22 protein-coding genes are annotated in these 19,169 nt (G+C 65.3%); 11 read left to right on the top strand and 11 right to left on the bottom strand.

Annotated elements, in window-relative coordinates:
* Positions 1-238: 238 nt before the first annotated feature.
* On the bottom strand, positions 239-1,612 hold the full coding sequence (locus HZZ13_RS11295; RefSeq protein ID WP_197959675.1) for a PleD family two-component system response regulator: 1,374 nt from the start codon (positions 1,610-1,612) through the stop codon (positions 239-241).
* Positions 1,613-1,626: 14 nt separating this feature from the next.
* Positions 1,627-1,992: a response regulator gene (locus HZZ13_RS11290; RefSeq protein WP_008566616.1), complete on the bottom strand. Its 366-nt coding sequence runs from the start codon at positions 1,990-1,992 to the stop codon at positions 1,627-1,629.
* A 244-nt stretch (positions 1,993-2,236) separates the two neighbouring features.
* Between HZZ13_RS11290 and HZZ13_RS11285 the strand changes: the two genes are divergently transcribed.
* The gene (locus tag HZZ13_RS11285; RefSeq protein WP_197959674.1) at positions 2,237-2,548 is read left to right on the top strand and encodes a DUF3572 domain-containing protein; all 312 of its coding nucleotides are present in this window, start codon (positions 2,237-2,239) and stop codon (positions 2,546-2,548) included.
* The gene (locus HZZ13_RS11280; RefSeq protein ID WP_197959673.1) at positions 2,545-3,849 is read left to right on the top strand and encodes a DNA polymerase IV; all 1,305 of its coding nucleotides are present in this window, start codon (positions 2,545-2,547) and stop codon (positions 3,847-3,849) included. Before HZZ13_RS11285 ends, HZZ13_RS11280 begins: the two co-directional genes overlap by 4 nt.
* Positions 3,850-3,865: 16 nt before the next feature.
* Here HZZ13_RS11280 and HZZ13_RS11275 read toward each other — a convergent pair whose 3' ends face one another.
* A complete protein-coding gene (locus HZZ13_RS11275; RefSeq protein WP_197959672.1) occupies positions 3,866-4,021 on the bottom strand; it encodes a hypothetical protein in 156 nt (51 codons plus the stop codon).
* 190 nt (positions 4,022-4,211) lie between these two features.
* Here HZZ13_RS11275 and HZZ13_RS11270 point away from each other — a divergent pair, with 190 nt between their 5' ends.
* The gene (locus HZZ13_RS11270; protein WP_197959671.1) at positions 4,212-4,619 is read left to right on the top strand and encodes an ACT domain-containing protein; all 408 of its coding nucleotides are present in this window, start codon (positions 4,212-4,214) and stop codon (positions 4,617-4,619) included.
* A gap of 5 nt (positions 4,620-4,624) precedes the next feature.
* Here the strand turns inward: HZZ13_RS11270 and HZZ13_RS11265 are convergent, their stop codons facing one another.
* Both HZZ13_RS11265 and HZZ13_RS11260 read right to left on the bottom strand, forming a co-directional pair.
* Positions 4,625-5,026, bottom strand: a complete 402-nt coding sequence (locus HZZ13_RS11265; RefSeq protein ID WP_018646938.1) for a RidA family protein — start codon at positions 5,024-5,026, stop codon at positions 4,625-4,627.
* Positions 5,027-5,307: 281 nt separating this feature from the next.
* Complete coding sequence (locus tag HZZ13_RS11260) at positions 5,308-6,153, bottom strand: cell envelope integrity EipB family protein (protein WP_197959670.1); 846 nt, start codon at positions 6,151-6,153, stop codon at positions 5,308-5,310.
* A gap of 230 nt (positions 6,154-6,383) precedes the next feature.
* On the opposite strand from HZZ13_RS11260, the gene HZZ13_RS11255 reads away from it, so the two are divergent.
* From HZZ13_RS11255 to HZZ13_RS11240, 4 genes are all read left to right on the top strand, one after another.
* Positions 6,384-6,851 (top strand): RidA family protein, encoded by a 468-nt coding sequence (locus tag HZZ13_RS11255; RefSeq protein ID WP_197959731.1) that lies wholly within the window; start codon positions 6,384-6,386, stop codon positions 6,849-6,851.
* 6 nt (positions 6,852-6,857) lie between these two features.
* Positions 6,858-7,604 (top strand): glycerophosphodiester phosphodiesterase, encoded by a 747-nt coding sequence (locus tag HZZ13_RS11250; protein ID WP_197959669.1) that lies wholly within the window; start codon positions 6,858-6,860, stop codon positions 7,602-7,604.
* A gap of 203 nt (positions 7,605-7,807) precedes the next feature.
* The gene (locus HZZ13_RS11245; RefSeq protein ID WP_197959668.1) at positions 7,808-9,049 is read left to right on the top strand and encodes a GNAT family N-acetyltransferase; all 1,242 of its coding nucleotides are present in this window, start codon (positions 7,808-7,810) and stop codon (positions 9,047-9,049) included.
* 53 nt (positions 9,050-9,102) lie between these two features.
* Positions 9,103-9,531 (top strand): HIT family protein, encoded by a 429-nt coding sequence (locus tag HZZ13_RS11240; RefSeq protein WP_197959667.1) that lies wholly within the window; start codon positions 9,103-9,105, stop codon positions 9,529-9,531.
* Between the two features lie 119 nt (positions 9,532-9,650).
* Here HZZ13_RS11240 and tsaA read toward each other — a convergent pair whose 3' ends face one another.
* From tsaA to HZZ13_RS11220, 4 genes are all read right to left on the bottom strand, one after another.
* Positions 9,651-10,142 (bottom strand): tRNA (N6-threonylcarbamoyladenosine(37)-N6)-methyltransferase TrmO, encoded by a 492-nt coding sequence (gene tsaA, locus HZZ13_RS11235; protein ID WP_197959666.1) that lies wholly within the window; start codon positions 10,140-10,142, stop codon positions 9,651-9,653.
* 32 nt (positions 10,143-10,174) lie between these two features.
* Complete coding sequence (locus HZZ13_RS11230; RefSeq protein ID WP_197959665.1) at positions 10,175-10,525, bottom strand: branched-chain amino acid transport AzlD family protein; 351 nt, start codon at positions 10,523-10,525, stop codon at positions 10,175-10,177.
* Positions 10,522-11,262, bottom strand: a complete 741-nt coding sequence (locus HZZ13_RS11225; RefSeq protein WP_197959664.1) for an AzlC family ABC transporter permease — start codon at positions 11,260-11,262, stop codon at positions 10,522-10,524. Before HZZ13_RS11225 ends, HZZ13_RS11230 begins: the two co-directional genes overlap by 4 nt.
* A gap of 223 nt (positions 11,263-11,485) precedes the next feature.
* A complete protein-coding gene (locus HZZ13_RS11220) occupies positions 11,486-12,439 on the bottom strand; it encodes a transglycosylase SLT domain-containing protein (RefSeq protein ID WP_197959730.1) in 954 nt (317 codons plus the stop codon).
* A gap of 88 nt (positions 12,440-12,527) precedes the next feature.
* On the opposite strand from HZZ13_RS11220, the gene HZZ13_RS11215 reads away from it, so the two are divergent.
* Positions 12,528-13,166 (top strand): HAD family hydrolase, encoded by a 639-nt coding sequence (locus tag HZZ13_RS11215; protein ID WP_197959663.1) that lies wholly within the window; start codon positions 12,528-12,530, stop codon positions 13,164-13,166.
* On the opposite strand, the gene HZZ13_RS11210 is transcribed toward HZZ13_RS11215, so the two are convergent.
* Positions 13,163-14,200, bottom strand: a complete 1,038-nt coding sequence (locus HZZ13_RS11210) for a phenylacetaldoxime dehydratase family protein (protein WP_197959662.1) — start codon at positions 14,198-14,200, stop codon at positions 13,163-13,165. The two genes, HZZ13_RS11215 and HZZ13_RS11210, sit on opposite strands and share 4 nt — an antisense overlap.
* Before the next feature lie 29 nt (positions 14,201-14,229).
* Positions 14,230-15,246 (bottom strand): carbon-nitrogen hydrolase family protein, encoded by a 1,017-nt coding sequence (locus tag HZZ13_RS11205; RefSeq protein ID WP_197959661.1) that lies wholly within the window; start codon positions 15,244-15,246, stop codon positions 14,230-14,232.
* 191 nt (positions 15,247-15,437) lie between these two features.
* On the opposite strand from HZZ13_RS11205, the gene HZZ13_RS11200 reads away from it, so the two are divergent.
* The 3 genes from HZZ13_RS11200 (at position 15,438) to HZZ13_RS11190 (ending at position 19,125) form a co-directional block, all read left to right on the top strand.
* Entirely contained in the window at positions 15,438-16,394 is a 957-nt protein-coding gene (locus HZZ13_RS11200) for an AraC-like ligand-binding domain-containing protein (protein ID WP_197959660.1), read from the top strand.
* Positions 16,395-16,544: 150 nt separating this feature from the next.
* Positions 16,545-17,570 (top strand): aldo/keto reductase, encoded by a 1,026-nt coding sequence (locus HZZ13_RS11195; protein WP_197959659.1) that lies wholly within the window; start codon positions 16,545-16,547, stop codon positions 17,568-17,570.
* Positions 17,571-17,703: 133 nt separating this feature from the next.
* Positions 17,704-19,125 carry an MFS transporter gene (locus HZZ13_RS11190; RefSeq protein WP_197959658.1) on the top strand — a complete coding sequence of 474 codons (1,422 nt, stop codon included), beginning with the start codon at positions 17,704-17,706 and terminating at the stop codon, positions 19,123-19,125.
* Positions 19,126-19,169 lie beyond the last annotated feature (44 nt).

Here is a 19,169-nt window from a genome sequence, read left to right as displayed (position 1 = left end):
CGGCGTACTGGATTTCCCGCTTTCGCGGGGAATGACAGCGGAATTCGTGGAGGAAGCGCGGACACCTGACTACTCGTCAGGACCATTTCGCGACCTTACCAATATGCTCCTGTTTTGCCCGACGGGTCAAACGGCGTTGCTGCCTGCGCGGGCGATCTTGTCGCCTGCATAACCCATTGATCCGGCTAGTGCCGCCTACTGTGCATGGGGTTGTTTTCGCACTTTTTGTGTCCGGCCCTCACGCCGCCTGCGACACGACGCGATTGCGGCCGTCGTGCTTGGCGCGGTAGAGCGCGGTGTCGGCGCGCTTGAGGACGTCGGCGACCGACTCGCCCTTTCGCTCCAGGGTGGTGAGGCCGATCGAGATCGTGACCTCGATGCGCTTGGCCCCCTTGTGAATCGCGAAGGGCTCGCCCGCGATCGAGCGGCGCAGGCGCTCGGCGACCATGCCGGCGACGTGGAGATCGGTCTCCGGCATCACGATGACGAATTCCTCGCCGCCGTAGCGGCACGCCAGGTCAATGCCGCGGATCGACTTGCGCACGCGCACCGCGAACTCGCGCAGCACGTCGTCGCCGGCATCGTGGCCGTAATTGTCGTTGATCGACTTGAAGTAGTCGATGTCCAGGATCATCAGCGCCAGCGGCTTGCCCCGGGTTGAGGCCTGCTCGGCGAGCGTCGCCAGGTGGGTCTCCATGTAGCGGCGATTGTGCAGGCCGGTGAGCGCGTCGGTGATCGCCATCTCGATCGAGTTCTGCACGTTGTCGCGCAAATGATCGGTGTAGCGGCGGCGGCGGATCTGGGTGCGGGCGCGCGCCAAGAGCTCGGTCTTGTCGATCGGGCGCAGCAGGTAGTCGTTGACGCCGATCTCGAGGCCCCGCAGCAGCCGTGTCGAGTTCTCGGGGTCGGCGATGGCCAGGATCGGCACGTGGCGCGTGCGCTCCAGCGAGCGCGCCTGGCTGCACAGGCGCAGGCCGTCGAAATTGTTGAGGTCGAGCGAGACGATCAGGAGGTCGTAATTGCCCTCGGCGGCGTGGAACAGCGCCTCCGTCGGGTTCGGCTCGACATCGACCGTGTGCTCGGCGGCGAGGATCGTCGCCAGCCGCTCGTAGGAGGACTGGCGGTCATCGACCAGGAGGATGCGGCCGCCCTTGCCGGTGTCGGCGACGGCGCTGCGCTCGGGCGCCTGCATGCCGATCTCGAGCGAGGTGATGGCGCGCATGCGCAATTCATCCGTCATCATCTTCAGCCGCGTCAGCGAACGCACGCGCGCGATCAGCACGACGTCGGAGACGGGTTTGGTCAGGAAGTCGTCGGCACCGGCCTCGAGCCCGCGGTTGCGGTCGGCGGGGCTGTCGAGCGCGGTGACCATCACGACAGGAATGTGATGCGTGGCCGGATCGGTCTTGAGGCGGCGGCAGACCTCGAAGCCGTCCATGTCGGGCATCATCACGTCGAGCAGGATGATGTCGCATTCGGCACGCCTCGAGATCGCGAGCGCCTCGGCGCCGTTCGCGGCGGTCATCACGTCGAAATATTCGGCGGAGAGGCGGGCCTCTAACAGCTTGACGTTGGCGGGGACGTCGTCGACGACCAGGATACGCGCGGACACTGTGAACTCACTTCCTATCCGATAAAACGCCGGACCGTCTCAATGAATTTGCCGACCGAGATCGGCTTGGACAAATAAGCTTCGCAGCCGCCCTCGCGGATGCGCTCTTCGTCGCCCTTCATCGCGAACGCCGTGACCGCGACGACGGGAATGGCACGCAGCTCCGGATCGTCCTTGATCCAGCGCGTCACCTCGAGGCCGGAGACCTGCGGCAGCTGGATGTCCATCAGCACGAGGTCGGGCCGCATCTTGCGCACGAGGTCGAGCGCCTCGTAGCCGTTGCTGGTGCCGGAGGTCTGGTACCCGTGCGCCTCCAACAGGTCGCGGAAGAGCTTCATGTTGAGCTCGTTGTCTTCCACGATCAGGACGGTCTTAGCCATCCCGCCCTCCTGATTGGTCCGAAGGACCGGTACATGTGAGACGCCTCAGACGCCGCTTTCCGGCGTTTCGAAAACTGGATTCAAACTAGCCTCAGATTCGCTTGAGTTTCGTTAAACCCGAGGGGCCACTTTCTGCGATGTGGTTTCCAGTTGCTTGTCCGGGGCCGCAAGACTCGAGCACGAGACTCGGGCATGATGATTCCAAATTAGAGCCCGAAAGTTAACGGAAAGGCAAACCGTCCCCGTGAAAAAGCCTGTTCACAACCCCCGCGAAGTCGCTGAAATCGTTGCGATTCAGGCCTTGTCCTTCGTTGCGGGCGAGCCTGAGCGGCTGGGCCTGTTCCTGGCCGAGACGGGGGTCGGCCCGGAGACCCTGCGCAACGCCGGCGCGGACCCGAATTTCCTCCTCAGCGTGCTCGATTTCGTGATGCGGGACGACGCCACGGTGAAAGCCTTTGCCAAGGCCGCCGAACTGCACCCGACCAACGTTGCCGCGGCGCGGCAGGTCCTCGGCGATGCGCTCGGCGACCCCTCCTGGGAGCGCGACGTGCCGTGAGCGTTCCAGAGCCGGCCGGGCCCCGCTGCTTCTGCCGGGATTGTCTGGCCGACCTCGACATGGGGGTACAGAACTTGGGCGTGCGGCGCTGCTCGGCCTGCGGTTCCCCCCGCCTCGTCCGCCACCGCTCGCTCGCGGGCCTCACCATCGCCCATATCGACTGCGACGCCTTCTACGCGACGGTCGAGAAGCGCGACAATCCTGCTATCGCCGACAAGCCCGTCATCATCGGCGGGGGCAAGCGCGGCGTGGTGTCGGCCGCCTGCTACATCGCGCGCACCTATGGCGTGCGCTCGGCGATGCCGATGTTCAAGGCTTTGGAAGCCTGTCCGCATGCGACCGTGATCCGCCCGGACATGGCAAAGTACGTCCGGGTCGGCCGCGAGGTCCGTCAGGCGATGCAGGCGCTGACGCCGCTGGTCGAGCCGCTCTCGATCGACGAGGCGTTTCTCGATCTCTCCGGCACCGAGCGGGTGCACGGCATGGTCCCCGCCAAGGTGCTGGCGCGCTTCGCCCGCGACGTCGAGCGCGACATCGGCATCACCGTCTCGGTCGGCTTGTCCTGCAACAAGTTCCTGGCCAAGATCGCCTCCGACCTCGACAAGCCGCGCGGCTTTGCCGCGCTCGACCAGGAGGAAGCCCGATTGATGCTGGCGGAAAAACCGGTCGGCTTCATCTTCGGCGTCGGCCCCGCAACACAGGAGCGCCTGATCCAGCGCGGCTTCCGCATCATCGCCGATCTGCAGAAGGCCGACGAGATCGAGCTGATGCGGCAGTTTCCGAGCGACGGCCGCCGGTTGTGGCGGCTCGCGCGCGGCATCGACGAGCGCCGCGTCGAGCCCGACCGCGGCGCCAAGACCATTTCCAGCGAGACCACCTTCGAGACCGACATCCGCGATTTCGCGACACTGGAAAAAATCCTGTGGCGGCTCTGCGAGAAGACGTCGTCGCGGCTGAAGAGCAGCGCGCTCGCCGGCTCCACCGTGACGCTGAAGCTGAAAACCGCAGATTTCCGCCAGCGCACGCGCTCGCAGTCGATCGCCGCCCCGACCCAGCTCGCCGCAAAGATCTTCTCGATCTGCCGCGAGATGCTGGCCAAGGAAATGGACGGCACCGCCTTTCGCCTGATGGGCGCCGGCGTCAGCGCGCTGCGCGAGGGCTCCGCGATCGACGACACCGACATGCTCGACCGCCGCGCCGCCCACGCCGAACGCGCGGTGGACAGCCTGCGCAAGAAGTTCGGCAGCGCCGCGGTGATCCGCGGCATCGCCTATGAGGGGCCCGAGAAGGCGCAGGAGTGATCTGGTCCTGGTCGACTCAGTCGCGTTCGAAGATCCGTGCCCCCGGATAGGCGCGCCTGGCATACTGAACGACCAACTCCCGATCCTGAGTCTCCAGGAACGGAGTTCGGATCTGACAGGACCCGATGATGAGGTGCCACAAGCCGTTGAGCTTTCGAATGACGACGTTCATTTGAGCTTCCTCGCAGTGACCCGCGTGGACTCAAATTGTAAGAATCTCCCGCCGTCGCTCAATTGTACCAGCGTAAGCCCAGCGCATGAGAAGGATTAGAGGAGATATACAAAGGTATGTTGGACATGGCCGCTGGCGCCGATAGCTTCGCAACGACGCAGACGCCCCTCCTCGTCCGGAGGCTCGCACCGTGACCGGCGAACGCGATCTCAACGTGCTGCTGAAAGTCATGAAGCCGGAGCTGGTGAACGGCACCTTCGTGTTCTGCACGCTTGCGCCAGGCGTGAGCATTCCAGCCACGATCAGCCCGACGCTGACATTCCGCGAACTCGAAGGAACAACCCTCATCATAAGACAAGAGGAGGCCGAGCGTGCCGGACTACGCCACGATTTTCCGGCGCGCCTGATCACGCTGACGGTTCACTCCGCGCTGGATGCAGTGGGCTTTCTGGCAGCCATCACGGCGCGCCTCGCCGAGGCAGGCATCAGTGTGAACGCCGTGTCGGCCTTTCATCACGACCACCTCTTCGTGCCTGTCGACCAGGCCGATGAAGCGATGGCTGTTCTACGGGAGATGTCCAGAGCGAAGCACTCTTAGCCCGCTCAATCCGCGACCGCGACCGCCTCGATCTCGATCAGCCATTCCGGCGCGGCGAGCGCGGAGACGCCGACGAGCGTCGAGGCGGGCGGCTCCATGCCTTCGAAGAAGGCGGAGCGGGCCTTGCCGATGATGGGCCGCAGCTCCGGCTTGTAGTTCACCACGAAGGTCGTGATCTTGACGATGTTGGAATAGCTCGCCCCCGCCGCCTTCAGCGCGAGGCCGAGATTCTGCATCACCTGCGTCGTCTGCGCGGCAATATCGCCCTCGCCAACGATCCGCCCCTCCTCGTCGGTCGAGACCTGGCCGGAGATGTAGATCGTGCGCGCGCCCGTCGCGGTGACGACGTGGGAATAGGCGGGGTTGTGATGCAGACCGCTGGGGCGGAGATGGTCGAGCTTGGGCATGGGCTGGCTCCCCGAGTTTGTGGTTGGGACGGAGCGTAGCTGGAGAGTGTGACGAGAGCTAGATGCCACGCGCACCAGTCTTGCTCCGTCATCCCCGCGCGACGGCAAAGCCGTCGTCGCTGGAGGTGCGAGTGATGGGGCGCGCAAAGCGCCCCATCGTGAGCCTCGAAGGATGCACGGCCCCGCTGCTGCAGCCGGGCCGTCGCCCTTCGAGGGCCGCTGAAGAAGCGGCCACCTCAGGGTGACGGTGAAAGAGTGGCGTACGACGTGGCCGAGTGCCCTCAATTACAGGGCTTGCTGTCCTTGACGTCGAACTTGCCCATGGCGCCGGAAATGACAAAATCGTTGTAGTCGAGCACGAGCTGGCGCGAGACGCCATTCTCGTAGAGCTCGAACGCCATCGCATAGACCGGGGTCTGCTCGCCCTCTTTCTGCTGAGCGTCCCGGTCGAAATAGCTCACGGTGACCGGCCAGCGCTTCAGCGACTTCATGTGCTCGTCCGCGGTCGACGGATCAGACGCGGTGGCACGGTCGGCAGGGATCGGCTGGCCGATCACAGTCAGCGTGTTGTAGACCTTCTGGCCGTCGTCGGAGCCGTCATAGACGGACAGCTCGAGCAGCGACTTGCCGTCCTTGGCGGCGGCGATGATGCGCTGGATCTGCTCGGTCGGGAACACGATCTTGCCGTCGAGCGTGAACGTTTTCGGCGCCGGCAGCTTCAGCTTGACGGTGATGTGGTCGCCGTCGCGCTCGGCCGAGCCGTCGACGCGGCCGGCATCCGCCTCGTTCATGCGCGTCTCGATCCTGAAGCGGTAGCTCTTGCCGGCGGCGTCCTCCCAGGAATTGGAGCGGAGATCGCTGAGCGTGACCTTGCCCTCGCCACTGTCGAGCTCGGAGACCTGGCGGAATTCCGAGGTATAGCCCTCGCAGGCGTTCCCCGTGAAATTGTAGAGGATGCGGCCGCGCGCGCTGTTGACCGAATTGGTGCGCGATTTAACCAGGCTGAGGTCATAGAGCGCCTGATGCGCGAGAAACGGACCGTTGGCGGCCTGAGCCCCGCCACTGAGGCCGACACTGGCCGCGGCGAGCGCCATCATACCGAGCGAAGTCCGGAAAAGGTGCACCATGTCTGTTCCCTGAGGAAGCGCAGATTCGACATTTTAATGACCGTTCCATTACGCCGCAACTGAGGCCGTTTCACGTAAAGTTGCCCCTCCACGTTGAACCTGCTGGCCTGCCTCAACAAAATGCGCCCCTCCGGTTGCTTGCATGTGGCGGCACGATGGGCGAAACAGGGCGCGCCCGGCCATCCAGGGGACGCGCCGGCGCGAAGGATTTTTGGACAATGAGGTCGGACATGGCGGGCACGGTCGAGCAGAAACTGGCGGAGCAAGGCATCAAGCTGCACGAGGCCCCTACCCCCGTCGCCAACTACGTGCCCTTCGTGCGCACGGGCAACCTCCTGTTCGTCTCCGGCCAGGTCTGCTTCGACCCCGCCGGCAAGCTGATCGCCAAGGGCAAGCTGGGCGCCGGCGTCTCGATCGAGGACGGCGCCGCAGCCGCGCGCGGCTGCGCCGTCAACCTGCTGGCCCAGGTGAAGGCGGCGCTCGGTGATCTCGACAAGGTCGTGCGCGTGGTGCGCCTTGGCGGCTTTGTCAACTCGGCCCCGGATTTCCTGGACGGGCCGAAGGTGCTCAACGGCGCCTCCGACCTGATGGTTGCCGCCTTCGGTGACAAAGGCCGCCACGCCCGCACCACGGTCGGTGTCGCCTCGCTGCCTGCGGACGCGGCGGTCGAGGTCGAAGGCGTGTTCGAGGTCGCCTGACGCCAAATGCGCGCTCCGGATTGGCTGACAGCCCGGCCGGTCGCCCATCGCGGCCTGCACGACATTTCGCGCGGCATCGTCGAGAACATGCCGGGCGCGGTGCAGGCTGCGATATCGGGCAATTTCGCCATCGAGGTGGATGTCCAGCTCTCGGCCGACGGCGAGGCCATGGTCCATCACGACCATGCCCTGGGCCGACTCACCGAGGCCACCGGCGAGGTGATTGCAAAGACCGCGGCCGAACTGAAGGCCGTCAGGTTCAAGGACACCGATGAGCGGATGATGTCGCTCGCCGACCTCTGCGCCATGGTCGCCGGACGTGTACCCCTGGTGATCGAGGTGAAGAGCCATTTCGGCGGCGATCGCAAGCTGGTGAAGCGGATGGCCGAGGTGCTGGCCTCGTATGACGGCCCCGCCGTCGGCATGTCGTTCGATCCCGACCAGGTGCTGGCGTTGCGCGAGTTGTTGCCCAACCGTCCCCGCGGCATCGTCGCGCAGCGCAGCTATGAGGACGAGTACTGGGCCAAGCTCACCCAAGAGCAGCGCGACAGCATGTTGTACCTCCGCCACGGCTTCCGGACCCAACCGCATTTCGTCGCCTTCAAGGTCGACCACCTCCCGGCCCCCGCCCCCTGGATCGCCCGCAATGTCTTCGGCTGCGCCCTGCTGGGCTGGACGGTCCGCACGCCTGAGCAGCGGAGCCGGGTCGCGCGTTATGCGGACCAGATGATCTTCGAGGGGTTCGTGCCGTAGGGCGGACTCTCGTGTCCCGGACAAGCTGCAACGCTTCAGCGTTGCCGCGCAGAGCCGGGACCCATTTCTCCGCGAGCGCGCTACCGCATGGGCCCCGGCTCTGCAGCGCACCGCTGAAGAAGCGCTGCGCTGCGTCCGGGGCACGAGAGCATGCACGTTCCCGCCCCTTGAAGTCGCTGCTGCAATGCACGATCTTGGGCGCAATGGCATCATCCGAAATTACGCTCGAGGCCGTACCGTCCATCGGCGAAATCTCGCCCGGGGATTGGGACGCCTGCGCCAATCCCGGCAAGACCTGTAATGGCGATGACGTGGGGAGTTCATCCGCCCCTCCAGGCGATTCCCTCGGGCTCTCAAGATCCGCCTATAACCCATTCGTCTCCCACGCCTTTCTCTCCGCAGTCGAGAAATCGGGTTCGGCCACGATCCGCACTGGCTGGGGACCCCGGCATCTGGTCGCCAAGCTCGATGGCCGCGTCGCCGGAGTCGCGCCCTGCTATCTGAAATCGCATTCCCAGGGCGAATACGTCTTCGACCGCGGTTGGGCGGATGCCTATGAGCGCGCCGGCGGGCGGTACTACCCGAAGCTCCAGGTCTCGGTTCCCTTCACGCCGGCGACCGGGCCGCGGCTGCTGGTCCGCGACGGCGTCGACCGTGCCCAGATCAGGGAGGCGCTGGCGAGTGGCCTCATAGCGCTGTGCGGCGTCAGCAAGGCCTCCTCGGTCCACGTCACGTTCGCGCGCGAGGACGAATGGAAGCTGCTCGCCGAGCACGGCTTCCTCCTGCGCACCGACCAGCAGTTCCACTGGCACAATGAAGGCTTTGCGAGCTTTGACGACTTCCTGGCGACGCTGAACTCGCGACACCGCAAATCGATCAAGCGCGAGCGGCGCGATGCACTGGCCCCCGGTATCACCATTCACTGGCTCACCGGCAAGGACATCACCGAGGATGCCTGGGACGCCTTCTTCGCATTCTACATGGAGACCGGCTCGCGCAAATGGGGCCGGCCGTATCTCACGCGCGAGTTCTTCTCGCTGATCGGCGAGACCATGAACGAGGACGTGCTGCTGGTGATGGCCCGCCGCAACAATCGCTGGATTGCGGGCGCAATCAACTTCATCGGCTCCGACACGCTGTTCGGCCGCAACTGGGGCGCGGTCGAGCATCACCCGTTCCTGCACTTCGAGGTCTGCTACTATCAGGCGATCGACTTCGCGATCAAACACGGCCTGAAGCACGTCGAGGCCGGCGCGCAGGGCGAGCACAAGATCGCGCGCGGCTACCTGCCGCGCACTACCCATTCCGCCCACTTCATCGCCGATCCCGGCCTGCGCCGCGCCATCGACGATTACCTCAAGCGCGAGCGCGCCTATGTTGCGGAAGCGGGACGAGAGCTTGCCGAACTCGGCCCCTTCCGCAAAGGGGCCGACGAGGCGCCTTGACGCCTCGCCACCGCTGGTGACAGTAAGCGCAAATCGTTCGAGGAGCCGCCGCCATGACCGCCTACGACAGCAACAACATCTTCGCAAAGATCCTGCGCGGCGAGCTTCCCTGCTACAAGGTATACGAGGACGAGCACGTCTTTGCCTTCCTCGACATCATGCCGCGCGTGCCCGGTCACACGCTGGTGATCCCGAAGGCCCCTGCCCGCAACATCCTCGATATCGAGCCGGACGACTTCGCCCATGTCGCCCGCGGCGCGCACAAGATCGCCGCCGCCGCAATGAAGGCGTTCGACGCCGACGGCATCACCGTGCAGCAATTCAACGAGCCTGCCGGCGGGCAGGTGGTGTTTCACCTGCACATGCACGTGATGCCGCGCCACGACGGCGTCGCCATGCTGCCACCGGCGAGCCGCAAGGAAGACGACAGGGTGCTGCAAGAGCACGCGGCGAAGTTGATGGCGGCGTTGAGGGCGGGGTAGCGCCACACACTTCGTCATTGCGAGCGTAGCGAAGCAATCCAGAATCCCTCCACGGAAGCAGTCTGGATTGCTTCGTCGCAAGAGCTCCTCGCAATGACGGGGTTAGAGCGGAACGCCCCTCACTCCGTCTCGAAATCCCCTGCTTGCGGCGCGGCCAGCGGCGTGAACTCGCAGCGATCGGGTTTGATGTCGATCAGCGGCGTGTTGTCGATGCAATCGAGGCCGCGCACCAGGATGGCATTGCCCTCGATGCCGACCAGCTTGACGATCGAGGTGCCGATCGGATTGGGCCGTACCGGCGAGCGCAGCGAAAACGTGCCGCGGGTCTTCTCATTGTTCTTCGGGCTCTGCAGGATGATGTCGCGACGCGACCGGTCGAGCCAATAGAGCACCTCGAGGTTACTGTAAAAGTCGACGCCTTTGATCGCCGGCACGAAGGGCTCGAAGATCTCGAGGCGGCAGATCGGGCCGTCCTGACGCCCCTGTCGCGGCGTCTCCAGCCGCGATGACCAGGGCGTGCGGATACGGCCGATGAAGACGAGCCCGGCATCCTGCGTCGGCGGCAGCTCGATGGCGACCTCGCCCTCGCGGAGCTCCTGTTCGCGAACCATTTGTCCTGTTCCCTGGCTATTCTCCGGCGGTTTTAGCCCAACCACCACTTGCCGGCCAGCATGAAGACTTCGCCCGTGACCACGCCCGCGAAGATCGAACGCCGGGTCAGCAGGAAGACGACGAGCCCGGCACCGACCGCGCCATAGCGCAGGACATCGGGCACGCTGGCCAGCGCCCCCGGCGGCTGGACCACGATCTGGGCGATGACGCCGGCCAGGATCGCGGTGGCCACCGCCCTCACCCAGACCAGCAACTCCGAGCCCTCGTCGATGCCGCCGCCGAACCACAGGCCCAGCATGCGCCAGATCTGGTTGGGAACGACGCCGGCAATGAACAGCACCGCCAGCGCGTGCCAGTCGCCGATTGCTTGCGCAAAGCTCATGCGCGCACCTCCCGCCACCAATGCACGCCATAAGCGATCGTGCCGGCGACCACGCCGCTGACAAGGATGTCGAGACCGGAGTTCATCTTCGACGCCAGTGGATAGAGCACGATGCCCAGCACGAGCGCGACGACATCGGCAACCTCGCGGCTGTTGCGCGCCGTCGAGAACAGGAACGACAGCGGCGTCAGCAGCAGGATCGCCGCTCCAAGCGTCTGCGTCAGGTTGGCGGCGAGGAAATAGCCCACGGTGTTGGCGACGAGGCACACCGAGACGAGGCCGCAACCGAGCCCGTGGACGAAAGCGATCCGCCGTTCGCGCGGCACTTGCGGCAGGAAACGGTGGCATTCGACCCACAGCGTCACTGCGGTGAGATGCGCGGCGAAAATCAGCTCGCGCCGCTTGGTCTTGGGTGTACGCATCAGCGGCAGCACGGAGACCACCATCGGAAACAGGCGGATGGCGCTGACGGTCACCGCGATCGCCGACTGGATGATGGTGGCGCCCGAACCGAGCGTCGTGATCAGGATGATCTGTGCCGGACCTGCCCAGACGAACAGCGTCGAGCACAACGCCCAGAGCAGGCTGAAATGGGTGTCGTGAGCGAGCGCACCGATGCCGAGATAGGTCACGAACAGCACGATGGTGAGGATCGTCTGCGTGATCGAGCGCAGTCCCCACGCGAAGGCGCGCCAGGGACTATTCCATTGCGGTGAATTTAGCGGAGGAAGCGCCACGGGAGCTTTGGCTGGTGAGGAATCGTGCCGGCATAACGCGCGAGACGGCGCCGCGCGTCAAGGAAGGGCGCGGCGGGGCTGGCATGCGCGACGCCCAGGCCCACCATCGTCATTCCGGGGGCGCGCCATTTGGCGCGAACCCGGAATCCATCAGGCCACAGAAATCGCTGCACGATGGATTCCGGGTTAGCGACTTCGTCGCGCCCCGGAATGACAGCTCATCCTACCCCGCCACACCCCTGTTCTTCAGCACGAAACACGCCCCGCCCACTTTCCGGATCCGGTTGCACAGATCATCGGCCTCGGCGCGCGTATCCGCGCCGATGCGGACCTGGTAGAAGGCGCGCGTGCCGCGACTGCGCATCACCGAGGAGAGCAGGCTCGGATCACGTCCGCCGATCACGGCGCTCAGTTTGGTGACGGCCCGGGAATACATCGCCAGCGCCTTATTGCGGTCGAAGCCGGCCGCGAGCTGGACGCCCCAGATCTTTGCCGCGGCAAGCTCGACATGCTGCTCGAGCCCGGCGACGAAGGGGTTGGGAGCACGCTTGAGCAACGCCATCAGATCACGGCAGCTCGTCGGCGGCGAGCTCGGCGGTCCCTTGCCGGTGCTCCCCGCCTTGGCCCAGGCATCGACGCTGGTGCCGGTGATCGCATAGACGTAGTTGCGGGTCTGCTCCGGCATCCCGCCGGTGCCGACGAGCCATTCCTGCACGCGCCGAGGGCCGGCATTGTAGGCGGCCGCGGCAAGGCCGAGATTGCCGAACTGGTTGCGCAGCTCGTTCAGGAATTCGGCCGACTTCGGCAAGGCCTGCACCGGATTGAAGGGATCGAGCAGCCCGCGCTCGCTGGCAGTGCCCGGCATGAATTGCGCGATCCCTTGCGCATGTTCGCCGCTGCGCGTCATGGGCCCGATCGCATCGGCCTGGAAGCGGCTCTCCTGCCAGATCACGCGTGCGAAGAACTCCAGCGGCAGGTTGTTGTCGCGCGCGGCCGCCTCCACGATCAGGCAGATCGACTCCCGCGTGTCGCTCTCGCGCACATCTTTCGGTTTCTCCGCCGGCTTCTCGGGTTCCTCTGACTTCGGCGGCGCATCGGTGGGCGACGCCTCCTCCGCGAGCGCCGGCGACAGCAGGAAAACCTGGCACGAGACAGCAATGACCTGAGCTATTCGCATGGCAATGACGCTATCGGACAAATCGGACCTTGACTTGGAACCGGAGCCAACTAGCAACAGACGGCAGTATCAACACCGGTCCCGCCCCATGGTGACAATCTTTTTTGATCTCGACGGCACGCTGACCAACCCGAAGCCCGGGATCACCCGCTCGATCCAATATGCGCTGGAACGGCTCGACGTTCCCGTGCCGAGCGAGGACGAGCTGACCTGGTGCATCGGCCCTCCGCTGCTTGCGAGCCTTCGAAAGCTCACCGGAGCCGATGAGCTCGCCGACCGCGCACTGCTGCTCTATCGCGAACGCTTCAGCGATATCGGCCTGTTCGAGAACGAGGCTTACAGCGGAATTGCGGACACGTTATCTTCGCTCGCAGCGACACGTCAGCGCATGTTCGTGGCGACCAGCAAGCCCGCCGTCTACGCCAGCCGCATCGTTGATCATTTCGGGTTGAAGCCGTATTTCGAACGCGTGTTCGGCTCCGAGCTCGACGGCACGCGTGTCGACAAGCCCGACCTGCTCCGCTACGCGCTGGACGAGGCCAAGGTCGATGCGAGCAGCGCGATCATGATCGGCGACCGCAGCCACGATGTAATCGGCGCCCGCACCAACGGCATGATCGCCATCGGCGTGCTCTACGGCTATGGCAGCGAGACCGAGCTGCGGGAGGCCGGCGCGCATCACATCTGCGCGGCACATCCCGAGCTGCTCGGTCATTGTGTCGTTTAAGTGCTGACCGTTTCGACCGCCGCCAGCATGCCCGTCTTCGGGTGACAGTTCAGATATTCGAAGAACTGTTCGTCGGCTGCCGCCACCGTCACCTCGTGATAGAGCCGCAGCTTGGCTGACGGCCCAAGCGTCGACAGATATTTCATTGCCGCGCCGAAGATCCTGACATGGGTCGGATGCGACTCGGCCCAGCGCTCGAGCGCGGCGAGGCTCTTCCACCAGCTCTGACCGTAGGACTTCTCGCTGACGCTTCCGTCGGCCGCGAGCACCCGCATATAGCGGTTGGCATAGCAGCCAATCGCGACGCCATCATCGCGCAGAAAATCCATGCCCTCGCGTAGCACCGGTTCGACCTCGTCGAGATAGAGCTTGCGCTCGGATGCTGCGGTATCGCTCCAGTCCTGCCCGGAGCGGATCAGGCAGAGATTATCGTGCGCCACGACTCTCAGTCGCGCGCCGTCGCGGATCAGCACTGGAGTCCCCGCGGGCGCCATGGCATCGGTCTGTGATTGCGGGATGCGATCGCGCATGCCGCCCCAATAGGCGTGCTCCTGCACCTCACCGCTCATGCCCTCCGCAACGACGGCGATACCTTCCGGCCGATCGGACGAGGAGAACAGCGTCTCGTGCCGGGCCACAATGGGACGCAGCACCTCGATGAAGGTACCGATGTCTTCGCGTTGCCGCCCGGTCCACATCTCGCGTGCCCGCGCGAACCAGGCATCAAAGCGCGCGAGATCGTCCCAATAAGCGACCGTGACAACATTCTCGGAGCCAGACTGATCTGTATAACTTGCCCGGTCCCAATGCGGCGGACCGCCATCCATTGCGAACAGTCCTGCGAGTTCTTTCAACGCCTCCATTGCCGCCGGTGCCGCACCGCCATACTGGACACCGAAATAGGCCATCACGACGCGGCTGACCGAAGGCTTGTAGCGCGCCACGAAGGACGGATATGGCGGCCGGTAATCGTCCGGCACGCGCTTGTGGCGCGTGCGCGGGGTTTCGAGATGCGCAGGAATTGCGGATTCCATGACCGTGTCCTCCCCCGTGATCGCGGAGATCAGCTTGCCGCCGCCGCAATGTCCATGGGCTCGACGGTGTCGACAGGCAGCGCAAATTGCTCGACCCGCTTGTAGGGCTTGTTGTTGAGCAGCAGCCGTGTGACATCGGGCCGCGAATAATGTCCGGCGGGATCGGCGGCGTTCTTGGCAACGCCAATGGCGCCGAGATCGATTTCTGCGATCAGCAGGCCCTCCTGATCGGGCGCCAGCTTCTCCCCGATCTGACTGCCGTCGGGGCCGTAGATGGCCGCAAAGCCGCCGCCCGCATGCAGCAGCGCATTCTTGTCCGGCCGGTCGCAGAGTTCGTCGATCATGGCCTGCGAAACGGTGGCGCAAGGCGCGAGCACGAAGCAGGAGCCTTCCACCGCATAGACGCGCGAAGCCGCGTTGTTGACCTCGGCCCCTAAAGCCGGCGCGAAGGGATCGTAGAGCGAGAAGCTCGGCCAGGCCGCGACATGGACCTGCTCGTTCTGAGCGTACATCGCGTATTTCGACAGCGGCTGCAGATGCTCCCAGCAGCACAGCGCGCCGAGACGGCCGATGTCGGGCCTCGCGTGCACGGCGAGGTCGCTGCCGTCGCCTTCGCCATAGACCGTGCGCTCGGCATGGGTCGGCCGCAGCTTGCGGCGCTTTGCGATGGTCTCGCCATCAGGCCCGATCAGCCATTGCGCGAGGTAAAGGCTGCCGCCGTCGCGCTCGGACAGGCCGATCACGGCGGTGAGCTTTGCCTTGCGCACGGCCTCGCGCAGGCGCTCTGCCTGCGGGCTGTCATACGACAGCGAATTGTCGAAATAGCGCTGCACGAAGCCCCGCCCGATCGCCCAAGCAGGCGAGTCCAGCCAGATGTGCCAGGGGTAACCGGGGATGAAAGCTTCCGGGAAGGCGATCAGCTTGGCGTCCTTTTCCGCGGCCTCCCCGATCAGCGCGATCGATCTGTCGATCGAGGCGTCGAGATCAAGCCAGGCCGGTGCCGCCTGCACCACTGCAACCTTGTATTTCGGATGTTCGATGCCCATTCCTGCCTCCATTGCCGGTTGATCGCAAGCCACGTCCGATGCAGTCTATTTGGCCAAGCCGGGCAGCCGGCCGCTCGACCGCGGCGGAACAAAAACTCGACTGGACGCGCGACCGGCCGGTACGAGATTTGCCTCCGGTCAGACTGGATCCCCGGGGCGATTTTGCAGGATGTGAAAGGGAGGCTGTTCAGATGCCAATCCAGTTCACGACGGACGGCAGTCCCGGCTATCGGCGGCTCGCTCTCTGGCAGGACATCGTCTGCGACGTCTTCGTCGGACTCGACTGCAAATCGGACCTCGGCAGCGCCTTTCGCGGGTCGGTCACCCAGGCTTCGCTCGGTAAAGCGGTCTGCTCCGAAGTCTGCTCCGACCGCCAGCACGTATTCCGCACGCCGTCGCGTATCGCGCGCTCAAACCAGGATTTTGTTCTTGTGGCCCTCGGCAATCGCGGCAACGGTGGCGTTGTGCAGGACGGCCGCGAGACCGTGATCCACCCTGGCGAGTTCGCGCTCTACGACACAACGCGCCCGTACGAGCTGAAGTTCAACGATAGTTTTACGCAGACCATTTTCAAGGTACCACGCGAGATGCTGCAGCGGCGGTTCGGCGGCACCGAGACGCTGACCGCAATGTCATTCGGCGCCGACGCACCGCTCGAGCGGCTCGCCTATGATTTCATTGTCCGGCTCTGCCAGAATGCGGATGGTTTGGCTCCGGATACGGCCACCGCGCTGTCGGAGCAGGCGGTTGATCTGCTTGCGATGGCCTTGAGCGAGCGGCTCGGCAAGTCATCGCTGCCGTCCTCGACCCACCGCTCGGCCCTGCTCTACCGATTGAAGGCGCATATCCGCGCGCACCTTGCCGATCCCGATCTCTCGCTCGCCGAAACCGCAGCCGCGCTCGGCATCTCGCCGCGCTACGTCAACGATCTTCTCGCAGACGAGGACACCTCCTTCCAGCGCCATGTCCTCGCCGAACGCCTCGCCCGATGCCGGCGAGATCTCGCCTCGCCACTGCTCGCCCATCGCCATATCAGCGAGATCGCCTTCGCCTGGGGCTTCAACGACCTCTCGCATTTCGGCCGCGTCTTCCGCGAGCATTTCGGGATGTCCCCGCGCGACTTCCGGCAGAGCCAGTTGCGGCATTGAGGTGGATTCCAGTCGGCTGTCATCTGCACGATCAGGTCATCCCGAGCAGGGCCGGTATGTGAGCGGATGGTAGGCCACGGCGCCTGCTTGCAGTATCTTCCGCCGCCAAGGCCGCAACGATCAATCAGCGGCCAGCCGAGGAGCAGATTGATGGAATACCGACGCTTGGGCCGGTCCGGCCTGATGGTGCCTGCTTTGAGCCTGGGAACGGGCACGTTCGGCGGCGTCGGCCGCCTTGCTGCATGGGGCATGACGGACGCCACCGAAGCGCGGCGCATGCTGGACATCTGCCTCGAGGCCGGCGTGTCGATGTTCGACACCGCGAATGTCTATTCGCTCGGCGAGTCCGAGCGGGTGCTCGGGCAAGCCATCAAGGGTCGCCGCGACAAGGTCCTGATCTCGACCAAGGCGACGTTCCGCTTCGGCGACGGGCCCAACGACATCGGCTCATCGCGCCAGCATCTGCTCGCGGCGATCGACGGTTCGTTGAGCCGGCTCGGCACCGATTATATCGATCTGTTCCAGCTCCACGGCTTCGACGCCTTCACGCCGCCCGAAGAGGTGCTCTCGACTCTCGACGTGCTCGTGCGCGCCGGCAAGATCCGTTACGTCGGCGTCTCGAATTTCTCGGGCTGGCACCTGATGAAGTCGCTCGACGTCGCCGACAAGCACGGTTTTCCACGTTACGTCGCCAACCAGACCTACTATTCACTGATCGGACGCGACTACGAATGGGAGTTGATGCCGCTCGGCCTCGACCAGGGGCTGGGCGCCGTGGTCTGGTCGCCGCTCGGATGGGGACGCCTCACCGGAAAGATCCGCCGCGGTCAGCCCAAACCCGAAGTCAGCCGCCTGCCCAAGACGGCCGAGTTCGGACCGCCCGTCTCGGACGAACATGTCTATCGCGTCGTCGATGCGATCGATGAGATCGCGAAAGAGACCGGCAAGAGCGTCTCGCAGATCGCGCTGAACTGGCTGCTGCAGCGTCCGACGGTCTCGACGCTGATCATCGGCGCACGCAACGAGACCCAGCTGCGCGAGAATCTCGGCGCGGTCGGCTGGTCCTTGACCAAGGACCAGGTTGCAAAGCTCGATGCGGCGAGCACGGTGACGCTGCCCTATCCCTATTGGCACCAGCGCGTGACCTTCAGCGACCGCAATCCGCCGGCGGTGTAGGACAGCCGCACCAAACGCGCTTGGTAAGGCGACGGCGCCGGCAGCGCGGTTCCGGAACTATCGCGGCCCTGCCCTGTTGGCGCAATACTCGGCCCCTGGCCGAGTCCCATTCGCCAACGATACGCCGCTCACGATGTCGACAGTCACCATCGAGCATGCCGACGGCCTGCCGCAGCCGCAACGCAATCAGGCGGTACTGACCATTGCGCTCGGCATCGTCATGGCGGTGGTCGACAGCGCCATTGCCAATGTGGCGCTGCCGACGATCGCGGCGGACCTCGATGCGACTCCGGCCTTCTCGATCTGGATCGTCAACGGCTACCAGCTCGCGATCACGATCTCGCTGCTGCCGCTGGCTTCGCTCGGCGAGATCGTCGGCTATCGCCGCGTCTACCTGGTCGGGCTGGCGCTGTTCACGCTGGCCTCGGCCTTCTGCGCGCTGGCCCACACGCTGCCGCTGCTGACGATCGCGCGCATCCTCCAGGGCTTTGGCGCGGCCGGCATCATGAGCGTCAACGCGGCGCTGGTGCGTTTCACCTATCCGCGCAGCCTGCTCGGCCGCGGCATCGGGCTCAACGCGCTCGTCGTCGCCTTCTCGGCCGCGATCGGCCCGACGCTCGCCGCCGGCATCCTCGCGGTGGGAAGCTGGCCGTGGCTGTTCGCGATCAACGTGCCGCTCGGCGCGGTGACGCTGGTGCTCGGCCTGCGCAGCCTGCCGCACACCAAGCCCGCGAGCCGCTCCTTCGACTGGCAGAGCGCGGGGCTGTCGGCGATCACGTTCGGCGTCGGCATCGCGGCGGTCGACAGCGTCGGTCATGGCGAGGCCGCGATCACCTGCCTCGTGCAGTTCGCCATCGCGATCGTTGCCGGCGCGCTGCTGATCTATCGCGAGACGCACATGACCTCGCCGCTCCTGCCGATCGACCTGCTGCGCATCCCCGTGTTCGCGCTGTCGATCGCGACCTCGATCGCATCGTTCTGCGGGCAGATGCTGGCCTTCGTCGCGATCCCCTTCTACCTTCAGAGCCGCTTCGGCTATTCGGCGGTGCATATGGGACTGTTGATCACGCCGTGGCCGATCGCGCTGGCGTTTGCGGCGCCCCTCGCCGGCCGCCTGGTCGAGCGTCATCCGGCCGGCCTGCTCGGCGGCATCGGGCTCACGCTGTTCGCCTGCGGCCTTGCCGCGCTGGCCTTCCTGCCCGCGACGCCAACCCCGCTCGACGTGATCTGGCGGATGGCGCTCGCCGGCGCCGGCTTCGGTCTGTTCCAGACCCCCAATAACCGCACCATGATCGCAGCCGCGCCGCGCGAGCGCGCAGGCGGCGCCAGCGGGATGCTGGGGACGGCGCGCCTGCTCGGCCAGACCACCGGCGCGGCGCTGGTCGCGCTGTTGCTCGGACGCTATCCGCTCGACGGAACCAGGCTGGCACTGCTTGCCGGCGTCGGATTTGCGCTCTGCGGTGCAATGCTGAGTATGCTGCGGCTTTCCCCAGCCGGCGCGCGCGGTGCCGAGCACGTCCGCGTGCAGGACGACCAGCGTCTGCGCGGCGACTGAGGCCGGTTCACTGAACGGATGGCGCACAACAAAAAGGCCGGCTT

Origin of the sequence: Bradyrhizobium agreste, assembly GCF_016031625.1 — a bacterium.
GTDB classification, from domain to species: domain Bacteria; phylum Pseudomonadota; class Alphaproteobacteria; order Rhizobiales; family Xanthobacteraceae; genus Bradyrhizobium; species Bradyrhizobium agreste.
Note: the sequence above shows the minus strand (reverse complement) of the source record. Positions and strands in the feature narration are given on the sequence as shown.